This window comes from Clostridium rhizosphaerae (assembly GCF_016765585.1).
Lineage (GTDB): Bacteria > Bacillota > Clostridia > Clostridiales > Clostridiaceae > Clostridium_AT > Clostridium_AT rhizosphaerae.
Genome location: NZ_JAESWC010000014.1, coordinates 408,388 through 433,230 on the forward strand (window position 1 = coordinate 408,388; position 24,843 = coordinate 433,230).

At 32.7% G+C, this 24,843-nt stretch carries 19 protein-coding genes, 5 tRNA genes, 1 rRNA gene and 1 pseudogene; 1 reads left to right on the forward strand and 25 read right to left on the reverse strand.

Translation table 11 applies throughout. The annotated features are described in order from the left end of the window. Window positions 1–85 precede the first annotated feature (85 nt). From JK636_RS18045 to JK636_RS18150, 22 genes and pseudogenes are all read right to left on the reverse strand, one after another. Window positions 86–508, reverse strand: coding sequence for a DUF3237 domain-containing protein (locus tag JK636_RS18045; protein WP_202750368.1), 423 nt, complete (start codon window positions 506–508; stop codon window positions 86–88). A gap of 14 nt (window positions 509–522) precedes the next feature. After that, entirely contained in the window at window positions 523–1,350 is an 828-nt protein-coding gene (locus tag JK636_RS18050; RefSeq protein WP_202750369.1) for a polysaccharide deacetylase family protein, read from the reverse strand. A 17-nt stretch (window positions 1,351–1,367) separates the two neighbouring features. After that, on the reverse strand, window positions 1,368–2,159 hold the full coding sequence (locus JK636_RS18055) for an alpha/beta hydrolase (RefSeq protein WP_202750370.1): 792 nt from the start codon (window positions 2,157–2,159) through the stop codon (window positions 1,368–1,370). Between the two features lie 17 nt (window positions 2,160–2,176). Further along, window positions 2,177–3,121 carry an alpha/beta hydrolase gene (locus JK636_RS18060; RefSeq protein ID WP_202750371.1) on the reverse strand — a complete coding sequence of 315 codons (945 nt, stop codon included), beginning with the start codon at window positions 3,119–3,121 and terminating at the stop codon, window positions 2,177–2,179. Between the two features lie 77 nt (window positions 3,122–3,198). Next, complete coding sequence (locus JK636_RS18065) at window positions 3,199–4,005, reverse strand: Nif3-like dinuclear metal center hexameric protein (protein WP_202750372.1); 807 nt, start codon at window positions 4,003–4,005, stop codon at window positions 3,199–3,201. Between the two features lie 36 nt (window positions 4,006–4,041). Beyond that, window positions 4,042–4,941 carry a carbohydrate ABC transporter permease gene (locus JK636_RS18070; RefSeq protein WP_021655592.1) on the reverse strand — a complete coding sequence of 300 codons (900 nt, stop codon included), beginning with the start codon at window positions 4,939–4,941 and terminating at the stop codon, window positions 4,042–4,044. Window positions 4,942–5,208: 267 nt separating this feature from the next. Further along, window positions 5,209–6,132: an ABC transporter permease gene (locus JK636_RS18075; protein WP_202750405.1), complete on the reverse strand. Its 924-nt coding sequence runs from the start codon at window positions 6,130–6,132 to the stop codon at window positions 5,209–5,211. A gap of 70 nt (window positions 6,133–6,202) precedes the next feature. Continuing rightward, window positions 6,203–7,708 (reverse strand): ABC transporter substrate-binding protein, encoded by a 1,506-nt coding sequence (locus tag JK636_RS18080; protein ID WP_202750373.1) that lies wholly within the window; start codon window positions 7,706–7,708, stop codon window positions 6,203–6,205. A gap of 141 nt (window positions 7,709–7,849) precedes the next feature. Next, a complete protein-coding gene (locus JK636_RS18085; protein ID WP_202750374.1) occupies window positions 7,850–9,442 on the reverse strand; it encodes a helix-turn-helix domain-containing protein in 1,593 nt (530 codons plus the stop codon). Next, window positions 9,423–11,168, reverse strand: a complete 1,746-nt coding sequence (locus tag JK636_RS18090; RefSeq protein WP_202750375.1) for a sensor histidine kinase — start codon at window positions 11,166–11,168, stop codon at window positions 9,423–9,425. The genes JK636_RS18085 and JK636_RS18090 overlap by 20 nt, the downstream gene beginning before the upstream one ends. Before the next feature lie 690 nt (window positions 11,169–11,858). Then, window positions 11,859–13,052 (reverse strand): helix-hairpin-helix domain-containing protein, encoded by a 1,194-nt coding sequence (locus tag JK636_RS18095; RefSeq protein WP_202750376.1) that lies wholly within the window; start codon window positions 13,050–13,052, stop codon window positions 11,859–11,861. A 398-nt stretch (window positions 13,053–13,450) separates the two neighbouring features. Further along, a complete protein-coding gene (locus tag JK636_RS18100) occupies window positions 13,451–14,005 on the reverse strand; it encodes a hypothetical protein (RefSeq protein ID WP_202750377.1) in 555 nt (184 codons plus the stop codon). A gap of 299 nt (window positions 14,006–14,304) precedes the next feature. Next, window positions 14,305–14,381 (reverse strand) — tRNA-Arg (locus tag JK636_RS18105). Between the two features lie 46 nt (window positions 14,382–14,427). Beyond that, a tRNA-Ser gene (locus JK636_RS18110) sits at window positions 14,428–14,518 on the reverse strand. Window positions 14,519–14,531: 13 nt separating this feature from the next. After that, window positions 14,532–14,622 (reverse strand) — tRNA-Ser (locus JK636_RS18115). A gap of 248 nt (window positions 14,623–14,870) precedes the next feature. Beyond that, window positions 14,871–16,148: a serine--tRNA ligase gene (serS, locus tag JK636_RS18120; protein WP_202750378.1), complete on the reverse strand. Its 1,278-nt coding sequence runs from the start codon at window positions 16,146–16,148 to the stop codon at window positions 14,871–14,873. A gap of 25 nt (window positions 16,149–16,173) precedes the next feature. Then, a pseudogene (locus JK636_RS18125) lies at window positions 16,174–16,392 on the reverse strand (DUF1667 domain-containing protein); the annotation flags it as partial. Window positions 16,393–16,416: 24 nt separating this feature from the next. Beyond that, window positions 16,417–17,811 (reverse strand): NAD(P)/FAD-dependent oxidoreductase, encoded by a 1,395-nt coding sequence (locus JK636_RS18130; RefSeq protein WP_202750380.1) that lies wholly within the window; start codon window positions 17,809–17,811, stop codon window positions 16,417–16,419. 15 nt (window positions 17,812–17,826) lie between these two features. Further along, window positions 17,827–20,544 (reverse strand): UPF0182 family protein, encoded by a 2,718-nt coding sequence (locus tag JK636_RS18135; RefSeq protein WP_202750381.1) that lies wholly within the window; start codon window positions 20,542–20,544, stop codon window positions 17,827–17,829. A 123-nt stretch (window positions 20,545–20,667) separates the two neighbouring features. Next, the gene (locus JK636_RS18140; RefSeq protein ID WP_202750382.1) at window positions 20,668–21,834 is read right to left on the reverse strand and encodes a DUF362 domain-containing protein; all 1,167 of its coding nucleotides are present in this window, start codon (window positions 21,832–21,834) and stop codon (window positions 20,668–20,670) included. Between the two features lie 14 nt (window positions 21,835–21,848). Then, window positions 21,849–22,364: a transcription repressor NadR gene (locus JK636_RS18145; protein ID WP_202750383.1), complete on the reverse strand. Its 516-nt coding sequence runs from the start codon at window positions 22,362–22,364 to the stop codon at window positions 21,849–21,851. 56 nt (window positions 22,365–22,420) lie between these two features. Further along, the gene (locus JK636_RS18150; protein ID WP_202750384.1) at window positions 22,421–22,918 is read right to left on the reverse strand and encodes an HDIG domain-containing metalloprotein; all 498 of its coding nucleotides are present in this window, start codon (window positions 22,916–22,918) and stop codon (window positions 22,421–22,423) included. A 293-nt stretch (window positions 22,919–23,211) separates the two neighbouring features. Here JK636_RS18150 and JK636_RS18155 point away from each other — a divergent pair, with 293 nt between their 5' ends. Further along, a complete protein-coding gene (locus JK636_RS18155) occupies window positions 23,212–24,486 on the forward strand; it encodes an MFS transporter (protein WP_202750385.1) in 1,275 nt (424 codons plus the stop codon). A gap of 87 nt (window positions 24,487–24,573) precedes the next feature. On the opposite strand, the gene JK636_RS18160 is transcribed toward JK636_RS18155, so the two are convergent. The 3 genes from JK636_RS18160 to rrf all read right to left on the reverse strand — a co-directional run. Beyond that, window positions 24,574–24,649, reverse strand: a tRNA-Ala gene (locus tag JK636_RS18160). Between the two features lie 3 nt (window positions 24,650–24,652). After that, window positions 24,653–24,729: transfer RNA gene (locus tag JK636_RS18165), tRNA-Ile, on the reverse strand. A gap of 7 nt (window positions 24,730–24,736) precedes the next feature. After that, window positions 24,737–24,843 (reverse strand): 5S ribosomal RNA (gene rrf, locus JK636_RS18170); the annotation flags it as partial.

A 24,843-nucleotide genomic window follows, 5' to 3' on the forward strand; every position in this document is an offset into this window, starting at 1 on the left:
AAGCACTGGGTAATTTAACCCGCTCGCTGCCGCTCACAAATTACCCGTTAAAGTCCATTTAGGACTTTAACCTCCTTTTAATCGCCTATTTCATCCTATAAATCTTTATACATACACCAGGTTTCTCAGTTTTTGCAGCCTCCAAGCTTCCAACAAAAACTCCGCTTCTGAGCCAGTCGTATTTACCATCAGCTACCTGAAAACGAGGATTTGTCTTTATAACTCTGTCTTGTGTTCTGGAATCTAAATATCCTTCGTTTTCAACAGAAATATAGACACCATCATCTGTCTGTAGAGCATATTTTGCAAAGACATGTGCCATGTTGTCATCTAAGGCTATATTCCAGTCATAACCCCCGGATATTACTTTTCCTTTTATATTAGTTCCTTTAAAGGTTCCTCCTGTGATTGGAATAAGTCTCAAAAAACCCTCTGGAGTTTTTCCAACCTCCTGAACTTCTCCAACTTCTACATCTAATTCTAGGACTAAATCCGCTTCTAATTGCATTTGCTCTCACATCCTTACAACTTTTTAGTTTCCCCTGGTTTTATTTCAATTTTCGTTCCGTTTAACTCTATCCATGTTGAAATAGCTGAGGGGTTAAATACAGAAGTAAAATCTGCAGAAAACTTCAAGTTGTTCACAGCATTAAGGTAATCTACTATCTGTATATTGGTTGCATACCAAATATTGTCCTTATTGCTTATATACTCACAAAACTCTTCTATTACGTTCCAATTATTGTCCAAATCGAATTCGTAGCTGTGACCCCACAAATAGAAAAGCTCCATTCCTAAAGAATCACCTTCAACAAATCTCTCGGCGAGCTTCATTAAATTAGCATCATTATGATGAGCTGTAGGATTCCATTCTAGAAAATTTGAAGGTAAACTAAATCCCCTATGGTTATTTACTGTTCTTGAATATTCTACTCCAAGAGCTTCTAACACCTTTAAAACAGTTTTATTATAAGTACCATAAGGATAAGCCATTCCTCTAACAGGGTATCCATACATCCTTTCATGATTTTTCCTATCTTCTAGAACTTCTTCAATCATAAGTTCCTTAGGTATATCAATTAATGAAAGATGTCTTAAACCATGAATTGCAATTTCATGTCCATCATATAAATGAGTTATCTCTTCTCTATCCATCCTTTTTATGAGCAAATCATTTATAACAAAAGAACCTTCTATCCCTTGAAGTCCTGAATTTAAGTTAAAAGTAGCTTTTAGTTTATATTTATTAAATATATCAACAAGTTTCTTATCTTGAGTAATTCCATCATCATAACTTAGCGTAAAAGCTTTTTTATTTCCACCAGGAAAAAGCTTAATTATTTTAATCATTCATAAATCACCACACTTTATTTTAATGCCCAAAGAATTGCTTTTTCTATATACTCATTCCAAAAGTTCCAATCATGAACCCCAGGTCCTTCTACATAGGTATGTTCTACATCTTCTGAAGTAAGAAAATCATGATAACTACGATTTTCATTTAACAAAAAGTCTTCTGTTCCGCAAGCCATATATATTTGAGGTATAGCTGCATTTTCTTTCTTTAAGTTAATAATTAGAGCCTCAGGATCTTTGTCACTTCCAAGAAGCTCATTTAAATCTCCGAAAACACTCCTATAATATTTATAATCAGCTATTGAATCCTTAAAGTCAACAGGAATTCCAGCAATATTATGAGTTATGAGGGCAGAAGATAATGCTATAATACGGCTAAAATTATGAGAGTACTTTAATCCATTTCTTATTGCGCCATATCCTCCCATAGACAATCCACCTATAAATGTATCTTCTCTCTTATCTGAAATCGGAAACATCTTGCGTGTAAATTCAACTAGCTCATTTCCAACATATTCAGCATATAACGCTCCCCTATCAACATCATCTATATAAAAGTTGTTTTCTCCAGAAGGCATAAATATTGCTACATTATGAATTAGTGATAATTCCTGAATTTTAGAACCAGAAACCCAGTCCATATGATTTCCTGAGTAGCCATGCAAAAGGTAAATGGACTTCATTGGTCCTCTATCAATCCTCTCCTGACCTGGTATCTCAAAAGTATCTATTGGTACAAGAGCATTAAAATTAACTAGTCTTTTTAATGCTTTTGAATAAAAGTTCACCTGTAAAAAAGCCATTTTTTATATACTCCTTCTTATATTTGCTTATTCAAAGCTCTCTTTAATGCATTTATAAACTCTCCTCTGGCTCGCCTACTAATCTCCGCATTATTAATAATTGAATCGAAGCCATGAAAGCATCCAGGATACAAATGAAATTCAACCGGTACACCAGCCTGAGCTAGTCGTGCAACATACTCTATTGTTTCATCTCTAAAAGGGTCCAACTGTCCTATGAAAGTATATGCTGGTGGAAGCCCAGTCAAATCCTTAGCTCGAGCCGGAGCAGCATAAGGTGAAACTTCAGCTGAAGCATTTTGTCCCAAATACATATTCCATGCAACTATATTAGCTTCCCTATTCCATGCTGCCGGTAAATTCTCTTCATTAATCTCATAGCTTGATGGAGTTACATTACGGTCATCTAACATAGGATATAAGGGAGCTTGAAATGATATTTTAGGTTCTCCTTTATCACGAGCCATCAAAGCAAGAGCTGCTGTCAATCCGCCTCCAGCACTAGCCCCTGCAATTGCTATTCTCGAAGCATCTATTCCTAGGTCTTCACTGTTATCAGCTGTCCATTTTAATCCTGCATAGCAATCTTCAATTGCTGCTGGATATTTATGCTCTGGTGCCAGCCTATAATCAATTGAAACTACAACACAATTTACTTCATTTACAAAGCACTCACATAGTCCATCATCACCATCAGGATGACCAAGTACATAACCACCGCCATGAATCCAAAATAGTGCAGGGAGTTTTTCATTCTTTCTATGCTTTGGCTCATAAATTTTAACCAGCAATTGTGATTCCGGGCCTTTAATCATACGAGTAACTGTCAATACATGAGGGGACTTTTCTAAAGCTGGCTGTTTGAGGTTCCTCATCATCACTAAATCTTTGTTTAAATCAAATATTACGTTACTATGCAGCATTGGCAATAGTTCAGGCAAAACTTTATCTTCATATGACATAAATAAAACACCTCTTATAGAATAATTATCAGATAATGTATACTTTTCTCTTACAAATCTCTGTTATCCTTTAAATTTTACAAATAACTAAAAGGTTCTTTTGCATCTATAAAATATACAGGAGTGCCAGCCACCATAGGGGCCAGCCATTCAGCCATATATTTCATACCTGCTTCTTCACTGCGCTCATGTCCTAGTACAAGCATTGCTTTATTCATACCAAGTGCTGCCGCATCACGGATGTATGGGCATAAAGTCCATTCTGTAATATCACCACAAACCATAACATCTAAATCTTGATCTTTCATAAGTTTCATAGGCATTTCTTCAACTCCTAGTCCAAGACTTCCGCCACCAACTAAAATTCCTACACGTCTACATTTTGTATTAGGTGATCCAACGATTTGAATCACATCCATCTCTAATTTTTCTTTAAAAAAGTCGCTTAATTCCTTTAAGGACATTTCAGGTATTTCATAACAATGAGGAAATTGCAGTCCTTTAATCAAGTAATCTCCCCATCCTATCTCTTTTAATAATCCGTCATATATCAAATCTGTTGGCGCAGCATGCATATGGTCATGAAAACGCCAAATTGCAATACCATTATCCTCAAGCAGCTTTTTCTTTTTTATATATACAGGATCATTTTCAATCCATTCTGTTTTATCAAGTCCTGTATAATATGTTGGCTCATGAGTAATGATAAAGTTTGCTCCACAATCTATAGCCTGGTTAATAACATCTACAGTAGCCATAAATGTAGTTACAACACCAGTTACTTCTGTGTCAAAACTTCCACTCATAAGCTGATCACAAGTATGCTCAAATTTAATTCCTCCAAATTTATTAATAATTTCATCTATAATTTGTTTTACTTTCATAATATAACCTCCTCATGATTTTAATTGCTAAATGTTTTATCCCTTAACAGCTCCAACAACAACACCCTTTATAAAATACTTCTGAACAAATGGGAATATTATTAGGATTGGTAGTATTCCAATTGCAGCTAGTGCCATACGAACTGCATTACTTGGCAGTTGAATAGCTACAGATCCTACAGCACTGGTAGCGGATCCTGACTTTAAGAATTGAATATTATCCATAATTCTAACCAATAAATTTTGTATTCCAAAAAGCTTTGGGTTAGTAATGTAATATAATCCATTTATCCAATCATTCCAATAAGCTAGTCCAGTAAATATTCCAATAGTTGCAATAGCAGGAGTAGAAAGAGGTAACATTATCTTGAAAAATATTCTTAATTCGCCTGCTCCGTCAATTTGCGCTGACTCAATTAATGAATCAGGAACATTATTCTTATAGTAATTTGTCATAAGAAAAACATTAAAAGCATTCATTAAATAATTAGGAATCATCAAAGCAAATATTGTATTTTTAATATGAAAAACCCTTGTCCACATAATATAAGCTGGAGCTATACCTCCACTGAAAAGCATAGTAAACAGAACAATAAAAGAAATAATTTTTCCATACTTAAAATCTTTTCTTGATAGTGGATATGCCAGCATAGCAGTCATGATAATACTTAAAAAAGTACCAACTCCGGTAACAAGTATTGAAACACCATAAGCTCTCAAAATTATTTTAGATTGAGAAACCATGTAATAATAGGCATCAAGACTCAGAGCTTTAGGAAAAAAACTATAGCCATTAGCTACTAAATAACTTTCTTTTGTAAATGATGCAATAAAAATCAAAATTAATGGTGCAAGGCATAATAGAGCTAGTACAGTTATTACTGTTGCTGCAAAAATACTAAACGCCCTTTCTCCACGAGTTTTTAATTCCTCCATTTTCTTTCCTCCTTTTAGTCGGAAGCACTGAGCAATTAAAGATTACTCGCTCCCGCTCGCTAATTGCTCGTTAAAGCCCATTTAGGGCTTTAACCTCCTTATAGTCGGAAGCACTGAGTAATTTAGAACTCTCGCTCCGCTCGAAAATTACTCGTAAAAGTCCATTTAGGACTCTTACCTCCTTATAGTCGGAACATGGGGTAATCTATCTTAGCTCGTTACCACTCGCCAGATTACCCGTTAAAGTCCATCTAGGACTTTAACCTCCTAAAACAATGAATTTTCCGGATCTAGTTTTCGAACAATTCCATTAGCCACAATTACTAAAATAAACCCAACAATAGATTGATATAAACCTGAAGCTGCAGCCATTCCTGTATCATTTAGCTGCATCATAGCACGATATACAAAGGTATCTATTGTTTGAGTAGTACTATATAATGCACCTGAATTCATTGGCACCTGATAGAAAAGCCCAAAATCTGAAGCCATTATCCTACCTACAGCCATAAGCGTCATAATAATTACTGTAGGCTTTAGTAAAGGCAATGTAATACTTGTAATTTGTTTAAGCTTTCCTGCTCCGTCAATCTTGGCTGCCTCATAAATGCTTTTATCCATACCTGCGATGCTTGCCATATAAACTATTGATGCATAACCTGTATTTTTCCACAAAAAAACAATTATTAATATAACAGGCCAGTATTTTGGCTCTGAATACCATGAAATTTCCGGCATTCCTAAGAGATGTAAAATTGATTTATTTATAAGTCCTGAATCTGAATTTAAAAATGAAAATGCAATATAAGATACAACTACCATAGAAATAACACTTGGTAGTACTAGTGCATTTTGATAAAATTTTGATATTGTCTTCTTAGTTAATTCTGTCATTAATATTGCAACTATTATAGCGCAAATTGTACCTATAACAATGAATGCAAGATTATATAAAACTGTATTTCTTGTCATAATCCAAGCATCTTTTGTCTTAAATAAAAAGTCAAAGTTTTTAAACCCAATCCACTTGCCTCCAAAAATTCCTTTTGAAAAGTCTTGATTTTTAAATGCTATAATTACTCCTGCCATTGGAATATAATTATTTATTAACAGATAAAGTAATCCTGGAATTGTAAGCATCAATAAAGGCAATGAACTTTTAGCTTTTTTTCTTTTAATACCTTTTTCCATATTCACTTTCCTTCCCACCTTATAAAGGAAGTGAAGGTTTAAAAAACACTTCACTTCACAAAATTTATATTTATTTTTGTTTAGCAAGCCATGCATCAAGCTGCTTTTGCTTTTCTGCAACTATCTTATCCATACCTGCTTCTTTTAGCTTCTTAACGAAGTTTGGAATTTCCTTATCAGGATCTAAACTTCCACAGTTTAATCCAGGTAAATATTGATTTATTACATTCATAACTGAAGAATATTCAGTTTTAACTGGTGAGCTGTCAAAAGTAAATCCAAATGCCTTTGATTTAGCAGAAGATTTATTTTCACTATCCATAAGCTTTAGGTCATTTGTGCTTTGACCTTGCATTGCATATTGATTGAACATATTTCCTATAATTCCACAGCTAAGTTGAGCAGTATAAGGTACTGAATTTGGATCTTTTCCTTCTGGATACTTTACGTGGTCAGCATCTACTTTAACATAGTCCTGTCCTTCTATTCCGTATATAAGTAAATTAACAACAGCTTTATCAGAATAAGTTAAATTTAAGAATTTCATTGCTGCTTCTTGCTTTTTACTATTAGCAGATATTGCCCAGCTTACAGCATTTACACTTGTAGTTGATAAATATGGTTGATCTATTCTTATCATATCTATTGGCTTTCCTGTAGTTGCTGAAATTTGAGCTCCTGCTTCTTTTCCTGAGTAGCTTGCTATATATGAAAAGCATCTATCTGAAGAAATAAGTTCTGTAGCTAAAGTTGCTGAGGTAGCTGCATCTTTCATAATATATCCTTTGTTATACCAATCTCTAGCTAACTTTACTCTTTCTTTAAAAAGATCTGTTTCATAGAAATCAACTACCTTAGTATTATCACCAATCAATACAGCAGTTGGTTTCATAAAATCATCTGTAAGATAATCAACACCATTTAATGTTGATAAAACACCTGAAAATCCTTGATTTGTTGGTGCAATCGGAATCATATTTGGGTACTTAGCCTTTACTTTTGCAAAAAGTGCATCTAAATCAGCTATTGTTTTGATGCTATCTGGAGAAACTCCAAGTTCCTTCATTATATCAGTTCTATATACCAAGTCAGGGGCAAGAGCATAGCCTTTATATGCTGGAATAGCATAAGTTTTTCCATTAGCTTGAGTACTTTTTAAGAAAGCATCTCCTACAATCTGTTTTGTGTCTTTACCATAATTATTAAGTAGATCATCAAGTGGAGCACATTCATTCTTAGAAATATATTGATTTAAATCACCTAGCGTATGGAATACATCAAGCTGCTCTCCACTTTGTATAGCCAAATTAACCTGCTGAGTATAGTTTGAAATAGCCATAGGCTTTAGTTTAACCTTTACATTTATTTTAGGAACAGTGATATCATTTATAGCTTTTTCTACAGTTCCCAAGTCCTCTGAAACCTTATTAAATGTTGTAAAAGCGTAAACTATTTCTTCTGGCTCGCCTTTTTTGCCGTCTGTTGAATCCTGTGAGCTTTTGCTACAAGCGGTAAATACTGAGCCACAAAGAGTCACTGCCATTAAAGCACTAAGAAGTTTTTTTGACCTTTTCATATGAATCCCCCTTGTTCTTTTTATATTTTATATTATTTAGTTTTTACTATATTTCTATTATAATTTCTTAGTCCGGGTAAACGCTTTCAAAAACAAGTGATGAGTTTTCAATTTTAAGCAATTTTAAAAAGAGGACGAAATTTACCTTTCATCCTCTTTACGAAACGACTGTGGACTAACCCCAGTTAACTTTTTAAAGATAGTGGAGAAATATGAAAAATTATCAAAGCCTACCTCTGAAGCAATCATACTAACACTAGCATCACTGTTTCTAAGCAGCTCCTTGGCTTTTTCAATTCTGCAATTATTAATAAAATCTTTAATAACTACACCTGTTTCTGCCTTAAACATTTTAGCCAAATAGTCCGGTGTAAGAAAAACACTTGCTGCTACATCATTTTTTGTGATTTCCTCTTTGTAGTGTTCTTGTATATATTTCTTAGCCTTATCTATAATACTATCCGACTTTCTTACCTCTTCTGCATAGTCAATTGTCTTCGTTGTAACAAAATGTACCCACTTCAACATATCAAATACTGAATTATCCGCTCTTTGGTTTAGTTTTTGGGATACTTTATCGGAAAATAGATTATGTGCCTGTATTTCTTGCTTATGCAAAAAAGTATATACTACTTGCATAAAATCCTGATGAATTGAATACATAGTGGAACCATCCAAACTATTCTTTGCAACTAATAATTCTAGCTCACTCTTTAAAAAGTTTACAATTTGAATCTTCTCCCTCTTTTCAAACATGGTTCTAAGTGTATCTGTATCGAGGGCATATTGACCTTTAAGATTAAGAGTTTCAACGTCACTTTCAAATAAAACATTATTTCTTAATATAAAATTATTCTGATCCATTTCCTCCAGCTTCACTCTATTTTTAGCTAACGCATTTATTGTAGTCTTATTGCCAATATAGCATACTGCAGCATATTTCAAATATTTTTTACAGTTTTCAATAAACTCTGCACATTTATCCTTTATCTGCTCATCAGAAAATGTATCAGCTAGGAGAACGGCAACATAATGATTTCTGTCAGTAACATAATAAATTGTATGCTCGAAATCCAATTCACCAAGTATAACTTCTGATGAAAGCTTTTTTAAAGCATATTCAAAGGTCTGATCATTAGGTTCATCCCCCTGATTTTCAAATTTTATTACACTGACCAGCACTAAATGATATAACTCATCTATATTCAGTAAAAGTTTTCTCTTTGTTATTTCCTCTGCTATTGCCGTTTGTTCAGGCGGTATATTAAAAAATAATATATCTCTCCAAAAGCTTTCTACTATAAGCTTTTTATTTTCAAGCCAGTATTGTCCATATTCACTATATTGCTGAAGGTGATTTTCCTTTCTAATTTTATCAACTGCCTTTGAAATAGCCATCTCTGTCTTTTCAATATTAAAAGGTTTTGTTATATAACTTATAGCATTGTATTCCAATGCTGTTGATGCAAATTGAAAGTTTTCATGGTTTGTCAAAAATATAAATTCACTTTTATAATTATTGCTTCGAACCCATTTTAAAAGGTCCAATCCAGAGCCCTTTGGCATCTCGATATCACAGATAACAATATCAGGTATATTTTCTTCAAAGAGCTTTTGGGCACCCGTAACATTATGAGCCATTTGAACATCATGTATTCCAAACACACCCCAGTTAATAGAATCACGTACTACTTCTGCTGTGAGCAAGTCATCTTCAACTATTATCAGTCTCATTTTTATCCCCTTTCTGAGTAGGAATCATTATTTCAACCCTGCCCCCTAAGGCTTCCACATTTGAAATTTTTAAAAGATTATTTTTGCCATACAATAATGATAACGTCCTTTTTATATTAGCAATTCCAATTCTGTAACCATCAAGTGTATTTGTATCATCAGAGTTGTTAACTTTATCTAAAACCTCTTGAGGGAACCCCTCACCACTATCTTCTATGACAATCTTCACAGCGTCTTCTCCATCTAAAGTATCTTTATTTATCTTAATAAAAATAGAAAGCGGCTCTTCTAGTGTCATTGCATACTTAAATGAATTTTCTACAAAGGTATGAATAATAAATTGTGGTATTTGTTCTTGTTCCATAGATGACTCAACATCAAAAACATAGAAAATACTATTGGGGAACCTAATTTCCTGCATACAAAAGTAATTTTTAATATACTCTATTTCCTCATTTATCGGCACCATGTTAAGTCCACCTTTAAACATATACCTCAAATGCTTCGATAGGGCATCTATAAACTTTCTAATATCCTCATTCTTATCCTTATATGTTAAACTATGTACAGTTGTTAATGCATTTAAGAAAAAATGAGGTCTTATTTGCATCTGAAGGTACTTCAGCTCTGCCTTCTGCAATTCAATCTTTTCTTCATAAGCACTTATTTTCAGAGTTTTAATCTCTTTCGCCATAGAATTGAAGGAATTATTCAAGGTTTGGAATTCAAATGAACTCCCCTTATCTTCAACCTGATAATCCAGATTTCCCTGTTCAAGCTGTCTTGTACCAACAACCAATGCTCTTACTGGTTTTATAATTTCCTTATTCAAATAATTAATAATATATGGCATCAAAAATATAGATATAATACCTAAAATGACAATAACCCATTGAATATATCCAAGTCCAAGCAATACGCTTTTTTCTTTTACTATTGTAGAAAGCCTAGCATAACTTGAATCTAAATCTGTTGAAACCATTAGATACTTACCTGCTAAATTATTTACTACTTGCTGGCCATTCTTTAAGGGAAATTTTATATCTGAAAGGCTCATATTCCCTGACCTAGCTAAGGAATTGCCCGCTTTATCAGTTAAAACTATCTGTTCATCTGTACTAAGACCCTTTATGTTAGCTAAAGCCATCAATGTATCTGCCTTAACTAAAGAAATAATTGTAATTCCGGAAAAATCATATGCTTTAATAAAAAAGTTCTTTTTATCAATCTCAATGGTTGACCACAAATCATTAAGTTTATGGTTCTGACTTGCTAATCCGGCCCTTATAACATCAGTTGCTGAAATCTTCTCTTGTGATGAAAGTCTGCTGCTGTTGCTAAACAATAATATTCCATGCTCATGATTATATATAGCTAATGCATCCGTAGTTCTACTTATATTTATTCTTTCAGATAAAATATCTGATAACCTCATTGTGGAAAAGTACCTTTCCGACTCATTACTGCTTCTTAAAGCCGTAATATCATCAATATTCATAGCAACTTCATTTAAATCATTTACCGCATTATTTAAAGAATTATCTATATCGCGGATGTGAATTCTCATTTCACTCATAGCAGAATTGATGGTATTAGTTCTTACAACATACAATGAATAGAGGTTACTTGTAATTAACACCGCAAAAAGAATTATCATTACTACTGCAGTTCCTGCTGAAAGCTTAAATACCAAAGAATTTTTGTGTATTCTCCTTTTTATATTCATATTCACCCAACTTTTCTATCATAAAATTGTGTATATAGATAAACAACTTCAACTATTAACTTACAGACAATAAAAAAGCATTGAAGCTTTGCTGTTTTTATTGTCTGTAAGTTAAGTTTACGTATTGTTTATCTATATCTTATATCAAATATTTTTTATATTATATAGCATGATTTTTTATATTTCAATCTATTATCATTTATTTCGCTAATACTAATAACCATATATCAATTATTTCCCAATTATTTTTCTTTTTTATATAGAAATATTATGCCAAAAAATAAAAAATACAAGCTTCACATTTCTGTAAACCCTATATTTTTAATAACTTCTGGTGCGACAGAGAGGATTCGACCCCCCGACCAACTGGAACCTAGACATATAACTTCTTTTTCAATTAAGTTTATTAAATTTCTATAATTACATACTCCTATGTAAACTACGACTATCTGGGGAAAAACAACGATATTAAATAAAATCTTATTTGTTACCATAATTACATTCCCAATTACATATATTAATAAATTACCGATCCATATTATATAATTCAGAGCTTCACTCGTAACTTTTCATATCAACGCAACACCCAAATATACTGTTTAAATCAATTCTATAATTATAAAAACAAACATATTCCTATGCACTAGTACGGGTATCTCACTCAATTCTAAAGTTGATCATATCAAACTCTTAATCAATAGCTACAAATGAAAACATCTCCTCTGCTTTAGAAACTGTTTTTGTACTTATACCTCTGATAGTTAATAAATCACTTGGATCTAATTTACCTTTCTGTACTCTAAGTTTAACTATTTCTTTTGCTGCATTTTTGCTAATATCTAAAAAGCTTTGTAACTCATCTAAAGATGCAACATGAATATTCAATACATCATCTTTATTAATCATATCTTCATCCAGATATTCCAAGATATCTGCTACCATTAAATATGTATGAAATACTGTTTTAATAGCCTCTACTCTACTTAAGCTTGCATGTACACCTTTATTAGATAATTTATGAATTTTTTGGAGGTAAGCACCTAAAAAATCTACATGCGATTTCGCAAGCTCACGATTCGATTCACTTTTTATAGCTTCATCCATAAACGCCCAAATCCTATTAATGTACTGTTGTTGACCAAGTTGTCTATCATTCTTCTGTACCTCTCTAGGAGGATATAAAAAATCAGCTAGATTTTCAATAAATCTTCTGCATGTAGTAAGAGATTGAGACCACTCCTCTGAATTATTGTTAGCTACACCTTTAAAAGCTATCATAAGTTTTTCAGCCAATTCTGGATTTAAATCTAATAATTTATCATCAATTTGATTTTTTAATATATCAAAACTAGTTTGAAGATCATCACTAAATGCTAAACTATTGTATAATAAGGTAGCCCTGTTATGAGCAGCTTTTCTAACATAATTAAGATGATTATTCAGGTTAGACTTGTAATAAGTTCCATCATTGCCTGTCTTCCTACGTACTAAGTCTGCATATTTTTCTTCTACAAACCCTATATTTATATATCCACCACCTGATTTAGCTGCTTTTGCATTTAGCTCATCTAATGAATAATGTTCAGCCTTAATTAAGCCAAGTTCAATAAGATTATCTTCAGCCTCTTTACAAGACTTCTCAGTAGCTTCACTCTTTTTCTTATTTATTGCAATTAAAGTATCTAAATATTTTTCTAATACTTCAGTATATTTTGAGTTACCTAACTGTATTTCGCACCATATAACAACTTTTTCATTACTAAGTATTTGAGCAGCACGGGATAATTTTTGAACACCTGATAATACACTTCCTTTAGAAGACTCTAGCTCTTCAATTGATTTTTTTAATATCTCAATTGCTTCTGTTGTAATTTTTGAGTTCATTTAACCTCCTCCTAAAAATGTTTTATATAATAATAGTTAATATATAATTATTCAAAGACTCTTTATTATTTTAGAACATGTCCATTTATTTAATTATAGCATTTTTGAATATTAAATAACTAATAATCTTCAATCCATATTGGTGTTAGTATGCTAGTGGAAACGAAAACACGAGTGCTCTAAAATATACAAAAAAGAAAACAGCACGAAGTATTTCATAAAATGCTGAAATATTTCGTGCTTCCTTTAAAACTTAATTCAATGTTTACTGAAAAAACTTAGCTTTTTCAGTGGCCTCTAAAATTAGAGAGCTTTTTAATTATTTTACTTTTATTAAATTAACACATCATTTGAACATAAAATTTTTTTTCATTAACAAGCGAAGTTTATCATTTTTATCATACTTCTATCTTGTCCAAAACTTTTTCTTTCTTCTCATTTCGTTTCTTTCTACCTTCAATAACACCTAATTCCTTATGAAAATTATGTAGTGTAGAGAAACAATACTTTGGTTCTCTTCTTTCACGTTTTTTTATTGCAGCAGTTACATAACCTTTAACATAAGCAATAACTTGATTACATATTGTCGAATAGTTCTCACGTATTATTCTTTGTTGACTACTTGATACTCCGTCATTTTCCAAAGGCATTACATATTTGCTATCATTGACTACTAAAATTTTCCTATAATCTAGGCCTGCATTGGGTCTTGTGCTTGAGGGTACAGAATAACCTATGATACCAAATGATCTCTCCCCTTCATTTTCAGTTCTTAAGGGTACTAGAAGAGTATTATTTTCATAAATAACACTTAAAAACAAATACATTCTTTTGTTCTGTTCTACTGGATCATTAGGATCTAACATTTCTATAAAATGTGAGTTATCTTTAAAATATTGCTTGTCCAATCTAACATAGATAATAGTACAGCTTTCCTTACTTACTGCATCCATTCACCATCACCCCGATAAAATAAAAGGAACATCGTAACGATGTTCCTTACAAATTCACTTTTTTCGGTTTTTTATTAGCCAGGTACTTCCGACAAACACCTCAAACTTTTTTCGGTTTTTTGTTAGCCAGGCACTTCCGACAAACGCCTCAAACATTACTTTTGCACTTATATTATATAATATTACCTGTTAAAAAGCAACTTATACACAAAATTTTAAAAAATATTTTTATTTAAATCTAATTTCCATTGAAATAAAAAAGCACCAAGAATTGAATTAGTTCAACCCTTGATGCTTTCTGGTGCGACAGAGAGGATTCGAACCCCCGACCAACTGGTTCGTAGCCAGCTACTCTATCCAACTGAGCTACTATCGCATATTAAATTTAATTAAAAACACCTAAACTAAGTTAGGTGCCTTTGTGGCGGAGACGATGGGATTCGAACCCATGCTAGAGTTACCCCTACTAACGGTTTAGCAAACCGTCCTCTTGAGCCACTTGAGTACATCTCCAAAAATATTAAAATGGCGGAAAGATAGGGATTCGAACCCTAGGTACGGTCACCCGTACGCCGGTTTTCAAGACCGGTGCCTTAAACCAACTCGACCATCTTTCCACGTCTAATGACAAGGTTTATTATAACAAAGACTTTTTAACGTGTCAACATTTTTTATTAAAAATTTTTATAGCAAAAATTGTAATGAACAATTAAAAATGAAGAATTAAATGGACTGTCTCAAAACAACTAAACTTAGCGTGTTATTTGAAACATTAGGAACATTACAGCGAAAGTTCTATAGGTTTCAAATAACACGCGGTAGTTTTATGCTGTTTTGAGACATCCCCTTCATTCTTAATTATTAACTACCTAATAACTTCTGCTCCGCCCATATAAGGTCTTAAAGCTTCAGGAACAATAACGCTGCCGTCTTCTTGTTGGAAGTTTTCTAGTATTGCAGCTACTGTTCTTCCTATAGCAACTCCTGATCCATTTAGTGTATGAATGTATTGAGGTTTATCTTTAGGAGTTTCCTTGTATCTGATGTTTGCACGTCTTGCCTGGAAGTCTTCGAAGTTGCTGCAGCTTGATATTTCAACATATCTTCCATAGCTTGGCATCCAAACTTCAATATCATAAGTTGTTGCTGATGAGAAGCCTAAATCTCCCATGCAAAGTCTAACTACTCTATAAGGAAGACCTAACCCCTGAAGCACTCTTTCAGCATCATTAGTAAGTTTTTCAAGCTCATTATAGGATTCTTCTGGTTTTGTAAATTTAACAAGCTCAACTTTATTAAATTGATGCTGTCTTATAAGACCTCTTGTGTCTCTTCCTGCTGAACCAGCTTCTGATCTGAAGCAGGCACTATAAGCTACATGTTTTATAGGCAGCTCTTCACCGCTTAATATTTCATCACTATATAGATTAGTTACTGGAACCTCTGCTGTAGGTATTAAGAAATAATCAGTTCCTGTAATCTTAAAAGCATCTTCTTCAAATTTAGGAAGCTGTCCTGTACCTGTCATACTCTTTCTATTAACCATAAGTGGAGGCAGTATTTCTGTATAGCCAGCTACATCTATATGAGTATTTAAATAGTAATTTATTATAGCTCTTTCAAGCCTTGCTCCTAAACCTTTATATACAGTAAATCTTGAACCAGTTATTTTTCCTGCTCTATCAAAATCCAGAATATCTAATTTTGTACCTAAATCCCAATGTGCCTTTGGTTCAAAATTAAAACTTGAAGGCTCTCCCCATTTTCGAACTTCTATATTATCCGCATCGGACTTTCCCTCTGGAACATTTGGATTTGGAGTATTTGGTATTCTAAGCAGTATGTTCTGTATTTTTTCATCAATCTCAGCTAAGTTAGAGTCTAACTCTTTAACTTCATCCCCAACTTTTTTCATTTCAGCCATAACTTCAGTTACATCCTGACCTGCTTTTTTAAGTTTTGGAATTTCAGCTGAAACTTGATTTCTTTTGCTTTTTAAAGTTTCAACCTGTACTAAAAGTTCTCTTCTTTTTTCATCCAGCTGAAGTATTTCATCTATGTATGCAACATAAACCTCTCCTCTGCTGCTTATTAACTTCTTTACTTCATCCGGATTGTTTCTTATTCTTCTTATGTCTAGCATTTATTTCTCTCCTGCCTTTATTAATTTATTCCTTAGTTATATTTTTTGTACAGATTATATCTACTCCTGTATTCAAAATATTTTTGCAGACTACATCTCCTATATTTATAGGTGCACCAACATAAATTCGACTCAAGGCTTTGGAACATTCTATCCAAAGCTTTTTATCAATAGGCTTACTGCTTTTAACTGGCACAACACTATATTTTGAACCTTTAATTCTAACTAAGGTAGTTAAAATATCACTTTTTATCTGCTCACTCATAAATTACACTCCATCGAATTCCTTAATTCTATTTAATATAATTCTAGAATTTTTAGAGTCCTTAACTATATCTGTTATTTTTTTATTTGTTTCTCTTGCTAGTATTGAAACTATCTTATTCAAGCAATAAGAGCCTTGGCAGCTTCCAAGAGTTGCTCCTGTTCTTCTCTTTATTCCTTCAACTGTACGAGCTCCTAGAGGCCTTCTTATAGCTTCTATAATCTCTCCTTCAGTAATAAGCTGACAAAGACAAACTACTTTTCCATATCTCTTATCCAGCTGAATTAATTGATTTCTTTCTTCATTGGATAAATCTCTAAACCTATAAAATTCTCTTCTTTTATCATTAAAATCCTTTTTTAAAGTACATTTTATATTGCTTACTATAGTTTCACAAACTATTTTTGCAATAGCCGGAGTCATAGTAACCTCTCCGTAATGCTTTGCAGATATTTTTATATATCCTTTATCTACAGAACTGTCATCAATAAGTACGTCATTCTTATAAGATAAGGCTTGATAGTAATTTGTTATATTATCGTCAACAATCCCATTAACAAGGTTTGAAACTTTGTTAACTGCTTCATTATACTTAAGATTATCCTTTGTATTTAAAGCCGCTATAGTGTTTCCTTGAACAGAAGGTACAGTATAAACTCTTTCGCCTTGTTCATTAATAGTAAACAGTATACTTGAATAAATCTCCTTAAAGGTGCTGTCAAGCATAAAATATTTCTGATAAAACACATTGCTTTGTATAGTTTTATCACTGTTATCTATACTATAGCTTTTTCCTGGAGTTGTATTTATAACCATCTTGCAGGTAAATTTATTTTTGTTAGTTTCAACTCTAAATCCTCTTGATATTTTAACAATATCAATTACCTCTTCATTAAGTTTAAAATTAACTCCATTATCAAAAGCAATTTCTGCATAAGCTATAGCCAAGTCATAAGGACAAAGCACCCCAAGGTTTTTGGAGTGTATTGCCTTTACAGCTTTACCATTGAAATTAGGCTCCATTTCATATATTTCTTTACTATCTATAAGACTTATATCTAGGACTCCTCTTTTTAGGGCTCTTTCGTACATTTCAATCAATGCTTTTTCTTCATTTTCATTTCCTGCTATTATAAGTCCGCCTGTTCTTTTAAATGGTACATTAAACTTATTAGACAGGTCATCAAACATTTCATTTCCCATACGCTCAAGCTTAGCTACAAGTGTATCCCTGCTTTCTATTCCGTCGTACACAATAGCTGAGTTTATAAGAGCAACATCATCTGCTATATCATAGTCCTTTTCTATAAGTGCAATATTAAGGCTGTACTTCGAAAGTTCATATGCAGCTGCACAGCCTATTATTCCACCTCCTAAAATAAGAACATCATAATCCATATGGTTATGCCTCCATTACTTGTTTAGTTCTCCTAGAATATCCTGCAGGTTTTTAATATATTCTCCATACTTAGCCCAATCACCATTCTTTTGAGCTTCTACTGCCTTATCAAAAGCTTCCTTTGCACTCTTTATTTTTTCTTTCATATTTGCATCTACATTTGAAGGCACAGAAGGTGCATTTGGTGTTTGTTGCTGTTCTGCTGTATAGTTAAATATCTGCTCTAAAGCATTTTCAATACTATCTGAAAGAAGTAATTTATCATCATAACCTACAACTATTCTCTTCATTTCCGGTATACTATTCTTTCCTGTAGCTCTTATATATATCGGTTCAACATATAAAAGCGAACTCTTAATAGGAACAATCATAGTGTCACCATAAATGACTTCAGAGCCTTCCTTGTTCCATAAAGATATTTCCTTGGAAATTGAAGGGTCCTGATTTATCTTCTGCTTAAACAAATATGGGCTGTATATAGTTTTTTGCGGAGGGAATTTATAAAGAACCATTTTACCGTAGTTTTCTTTATCCATTCTAGCTCCAAATAAAGCAACCATATTATCCTTACTCTTCATGTTGAAGTATTCAAGCAGTACCATTTCTTCACTTTGATTACCAGGGAGCCTTGTAATCATATAGGCACCTTCATTATTTTGCTTCTGCTCTCCAACCTTCTTTTGAGTTTCAGCTATCTGCCATAAATCCTCACCATTATAGAAAACTGTTGGATCTGTCATATGATATTTGCCAAGCACGTTGCACTGTACATTAAATAAATCTTCCGGATATCTAAAATGATCCCTGATGTCTTGAGACAAGGTACTTGCATCTTTAAATAAACTTGGGAATATTTTAGCATAACTTGCTGCCACAGGGTCATTTTTATCTACAATATAGAAGTTAGTATCTCCATCATAAGCATCTATAACTACTTTAACTGAATTTCTTATATAGTTTATATTGTTATAAGGCTGTGAATATGGATATCTATCAGAAGTAGTAAAAGCATCTATAATCCAATAAAGCTTTCCGCCGCTTATAACCATATATGGATCGCTGTCATAACTTAAAAACGGCGCTATTTTCTCTACTCTGTCTTTAATATTTCTATTTATAAGAATTTTACTTTCACCGCTTATATCCTTTGAAAGAAGGAAGTTAATATTTCTTTCATTTATAGCAAACAATACTCTGTTAAGAAAGCTCATCTTTATGCCTGCTTTTCCATCATACTTGTTTACTTGGTTGTCTCCGCCTTTAGGATAATCAAACTCGCTTGTATCAGTATTTCCTATAGCATAATCATTTGTTTTTTCTCCAAAGTATATTCTTGGATTTTTCAGCTCTATATTAGTGCTGTTATCTGGTGGTATGTCCTTTATAACAAAGTCTGGCTGTCCTTCTGAGGTTACTGAATTAACCTTGCTCATAACTACACCGTAACCATGCGTATAAATCAAATGCTTATTCTGCCAGGTTGTAGCATTGCCTTCTAATTTGCTTAAGTCTATTTCTCTTGGTGCTACAAACACTTGATTGTACTTACCATTCATATTATATCTGTCTACGTCTATATCATTAAAGCTGTAGTAATATCTTATTACTTGAACTTGATTGTAAAATTCAAGTGCTGGAGTAAAAGAATTTATTTTAATATTATCAATAGTATCTTTATTACTCTTAATATCATCTTTAGTCAAATTATTAACTACTTCAAAGGGCTTTTCTTGTATATTATCAATGTTAAAAGCCTTTCTTGTGTAATTTATATTGTTTTCAATATAAGGCTTTTCAAGACTTATTTGATTAGATTTAACTAAAAAATTCTCAATAACTACTGAAACTAGGCCTTCTCCAACCATAAGGACTACTATTGCTATAATAGATACAATTATAGGTTTTGCCTTAGATCTTAAAACGCTTATAAAAATAATAACTGCTGCTGCCACTGCTGCTACACTTATTACTCTATAAAATGGAAGACTTACATGCATATCAGTATAGCTTGCTCCAAAAGCAACTCCCCTTGGGCTGTAAACTATATTCCATGCCTTTATAAAGTATCCTAAAGCTATCATTAGTGAAATAAGTGCAGATACCACAGCAAGTTGTTTCCCTGCAAACTTGGTAATTCCGCTTCTTATCCCCTTCATTCTAATTACATTGCCTCTAAAATCTCCATTAAAAAATTTATCCCTTGTACTTAACGCAAAATAAGAAACCAAAGTTATTATTATTAGTAATACAAGTAAAATCATCACTGCCGAGTAAAGTGATTCTATTAATGGCAGCTTAAATACAAAAAAGGATACATCTTTATTAAATATAGGATCTTTTGTTCCGAAGTTTGTTGAATTAGCAAACTGAAGTATCCTGTACCAATAGCTTGAAGCTATGCCAAAGGATATAAAAAGAGAGATTACAGTATTAGCTAATACAAATATTTTTCTTTCTAAAGCTCTGCTTTTTGAACTAACCTCTAAAACATTAGCAAGCCTCATAATACTTGCTCTTAAACTTCTGTAATAAAGCCAGATTCCAACATACATTATAATAAATATAGGAACCATAAGCTTAACTATAGCCAATATCTTTGTAAAATAAACGGAAAGATATCCTACTTCACCGTACCATTTAATATTTACAACAAAATTAATTATTCTATCAAAGAATATAACCGCTAAAATTATTATAAATAGAGTCGTAATTCCAAAATACTTTTTTTTCATACTTTCTCCTTTCACTCGAAACACTGGGTAATCTAACGCATTCGCTCCGCTCATAGATTACCCGTTGAAGTCCATTTAGGACTTCAACCTCGCAGGATGCCCGTAAAAGCCCATTTAGGGCTTTTACCTCCCACTCATACCTAATAGTTTTCCTAAGGTCGTGCTTTTAGTTTCTATTGCTCCAACAGGACATAGCTCCTGACAGCAGAAACATCTTATACAGTTTTTCATATCCCAGCTAGGTTTTAGCTTACCATTTATTTTTACCATAGTAATAACTTTTCCTTGTTCCGGACAAACTTCCTCACATCTTCTGCAGCCTATACATTTATCATCTTTAGTTAACACTGGACTTGGTGCAAGCATTCCAGATAAAAATTTTGAAACTACAGGACTTGTGAAGTGAAATCCCTCTCCATGTCTCGCAAGCTTAAAGTTCTTAGCCTTCATGCTCTCCATCGATTCTCCTACAACCTCTATTTCATCAGGCAGTACAGCTCCCCATTTATTATCATAAACTTCCTTTAATGTAGGAGTTTTTAAAGGATCATCATACCCTATTAGTCTCACTGCAACAGAATCTACAGCACTCATGCATTCTCCCATAATGATGGTATCCATCTTATATGGTTCTCCGTTTTTAGGTCCATTACCCTGCATTGCCGTTACACCATCTAAAATTGCAAAATTAGTACCTACTAATGTATTTAAATCTAAAAGCATTTTACAGAAATTGCGAGCATCAGGCATTCTAGTATGCCATCCTGCCTTTTGAGTACCTGAAATACAGCCAAACTGATTTTTAACAGCTCCTGTAAAGTAGGCCATAGCATGTGTCTTAAGCTTAGGAAGTGTTATAACGACGTCAGCTTCATAAGGTGCTCTTGCTACATCCCAGGACTTACATAAAATAGAATCATCAAGCTTTACATGCACTGTATCTGTAAATGGATCAAACTTAACATCATACCTTTTAGCAACCTCCATAAGCCCGCTTTTCTCTGCAGCCTTTCTAGAATCACCAAAACCTGGTGAATCACCAAAGGTTATATCCTTTGAATATTCCCTAACTATCCTTATAACTGCCTCAAAAACAGCATAATGAGTTACAACAGGTGAACCAGCTTGTTCCACGCTTAGCATATTAGGTTTTAATAAAACCTTGCTTCCCTCTGGTATAAGTTTTCTAAGGTAATCATCTCCCCCTAAAAGTTCAAAACCTTCTCTTAGCTTTTTTTCAAGAACATCAACCTCATATTCCGTACACTTTAATAATGCTACTTTTTCCATAAATTGTCCCCCGCCTAGTCTGAAATTAGGTATCCTCTACTCTTTAATTCAATTAAAATTCTTTCAATAGCTTCTTCATTTTCTGCTTCAATATTATGTATATGAACTCCTCTAGTAAGTGCTGAAAGCGGTTCTGCCTTATACTCCTTACATTTTTGCATAAAGCTTTGAACATCATACAAGTTTTTAAGCATAAGCATACCTCTTATTTCTCCATATAAAGGATGCTCTATAATAACATCTTCAACTTTTCCTCCAAATTTAACTATACAAGTAAGTTCATCTTCTATTTCATCCGGCTTATGGCTCACTGCAATAACTCTTTTTATTCTATGATTATTTTCTCTAGGCATCATATAACCTTCTGGTGTTGCTATTATATTAATGCCTTCAGCCCTGAGTATTGCAATATCTTTAACTATAACCTGTCTTGTAACACCAAGCTCCACTGCAAGATTATTTCCTTTTTGAGGTTCTGCTCTTTTGATTAGAAGTTCTTCGATTAGTTTTCTCCTATCCTTTGAACTCATTATCCTCTCTCCTATTCTAAAAGCGTGGAATAACCACGCTCAGATAAACCTATTTCTTAATTCATACTATCACATTTTTTTAATATATCAAGCTCTTTATCTCCAAATAAATAGTCATTATGATGATTTTTTATTAGGTAAAGAAATCTTTCATTATAATCTCCAAAAGACTTTAAGAGTTTATAACCTTTTTCAGCATGATTATAATATATATCTACCTTTTGGAGCCTTTTAAATTTTTTAAGCCTTCCCTTTGAAACATTATCAATCATAACCACAAGAGATTTCTCTATTGGATTTAATTTGCTATAAATTTTGCCAATATCATGAAGAAGAGCCGCTCTTATTAAATTATCGCTATCAATATTATTTTTACTGCAAAATTTTATAATATCTCTTGTTACATTTACGCAGTGCTTTTGCTCATATTCTGAAAGCTTTTTAAATAAATCTTGTTCTTTTTTATTTAAATACTTATTTATTATTTCTATATCATTTGAATCTATCTTAGCCGTTATTGACCAGTAAAATTGTTTTATTCTATAGATAGACATATTTTATTCACCTTCTATACTTTTGACATTCACTTACATTTTAATACATTTATATATCATAGTCTATTAACAATTTGTTAATGAAAGCATACCTTAACTAAATATTTTGATTTTAATTATATTTTAGATTAATATATTTATAGTGCATTAAATTGGGGCTTTTTAATATATACAATTCAAAAGTTCTAATACATTAACGATGTCCCAAAAATCCTTGAATATTGGATATTTTATGACATCGTTAATGTAAGAACTTTATTACATTATATATACTTTATTGGGGGGCTTAAAATATGAAATTTTTTAAAAAATTTAAAGGAACTACATTAGATTATAATTTATCTATAAATAATCTAAACGGAATTTTACAAGCACTTTCTATAAATCTTGTAATGCCTTTTGCAAGCCTTTATACAAAACGTTTAAATGGTACGGATAATGACATAGCACTTTTAAACGCCTATCCTTCAATCTTTGCAATACTTTCAGTTTTCCTCGGTACCTATCTTTTTAGAAAATATAAAAACAAGAAAAAAGTTACAGCCTTATTTTTCGGATTTAGCCGTTCCTTCTTTTTATTATTTGTCTTTATTCCTTTTCTGCCTCCTTTAATTCAAGCTTCACTTTTCGTTCTATTATATGGTGCTATGAGTTTTCCAAACTCAATTGCAAATATGGGTTGGCAGTCTTACTTAGCAGATTTATTTCCTGAAAAGTGGAGAGGAAGAGCTTTTTCGAAAAGAAGTACTCTATCAACTTTAAGTGCTTTAGTCGTTACATTAATTACTGGCAATCTACTTTATTTTATTCCTAAGAGTGATACTGAAAGAATTAGATTATATCAAATATTTTTTATAATAGCTTTCATATTAGCTGTATTTGAAATATTTTCTTTAATTAAACATAAACTCGACAAAAATAATAGACAAGTTGAGACTATAACAGAATTTCAAAATGAATCTCTCTCATTACAACTTAAAAATATATTTAAACTTGTAGTAAAAAACAGAATTTTTTTAGATTACTGTATATGTGTAGTCCTATTTCACTTTGCTTGGCAGATGGGTTGGCCGCTATTTTTTAGCTATGAGTTCGATGTACTTCATTCTAATGAATCTTGGTCATCAATTATAGCTACAGTCTCTTGTATAGCACAAGCAGCGACCTTTCCTTTATGGCAAAAGCTCTCTGAGAAAAAAGGTAATGCTTTTGCAATATTTATAGCAATATTTCTAATGGGAGTTACTCCATTTTTATATCTTTTATCTACAAACATAATTCATGTTGTTCTTTTTAATACAATAACAGGCAGTGCTGTTGCTGGGACTACATTACTGCTTTTAAGTAACTTATATGAGGCCGCTCCCAATAAAGATAGAACGCTTTATATTGCAGTTTATACAGTTTTAACAAATATTACTCTTATGTTTGCTCCAATCCTTGGAATGAAGCTAAAAGGATTAACAAATATATATACTGCACTATTAGTAGTCGGAGTACTGAGGTTATTATCTAGTGGTTCCTTTTATATTAGATATTTAAAGTACAAAAAAGCTAGCCATTCTTAAGGGCTAGCTTTTTCATTAAACTTATATATATAATAGGAAACAATTTAATTATTTGCAAAATAAAAACAGCCCTTTTGGACTGTTTTCTGGTGGAGATATAGGGATTCGAACCCTAGACCCTCTGCGTGCAAGGCAGATGCTCTCCCAGCTGAGCTATACCCCCATATGGTGGACCTTCAGGGACTCGAACCCCGGACCGACCGGTTATGAGCCGGTTGCTCTAACCAACTGAGCTAAAGATCCATATATTATCTAGCAACTCTCTACTCTTCCACTCAGTCTCCCGAGCAGTACCATCGACATCTCAAAGCTTAACCTTCGTGTTCGGAATGGGAACGGGTGTAACCTTTGCATCAT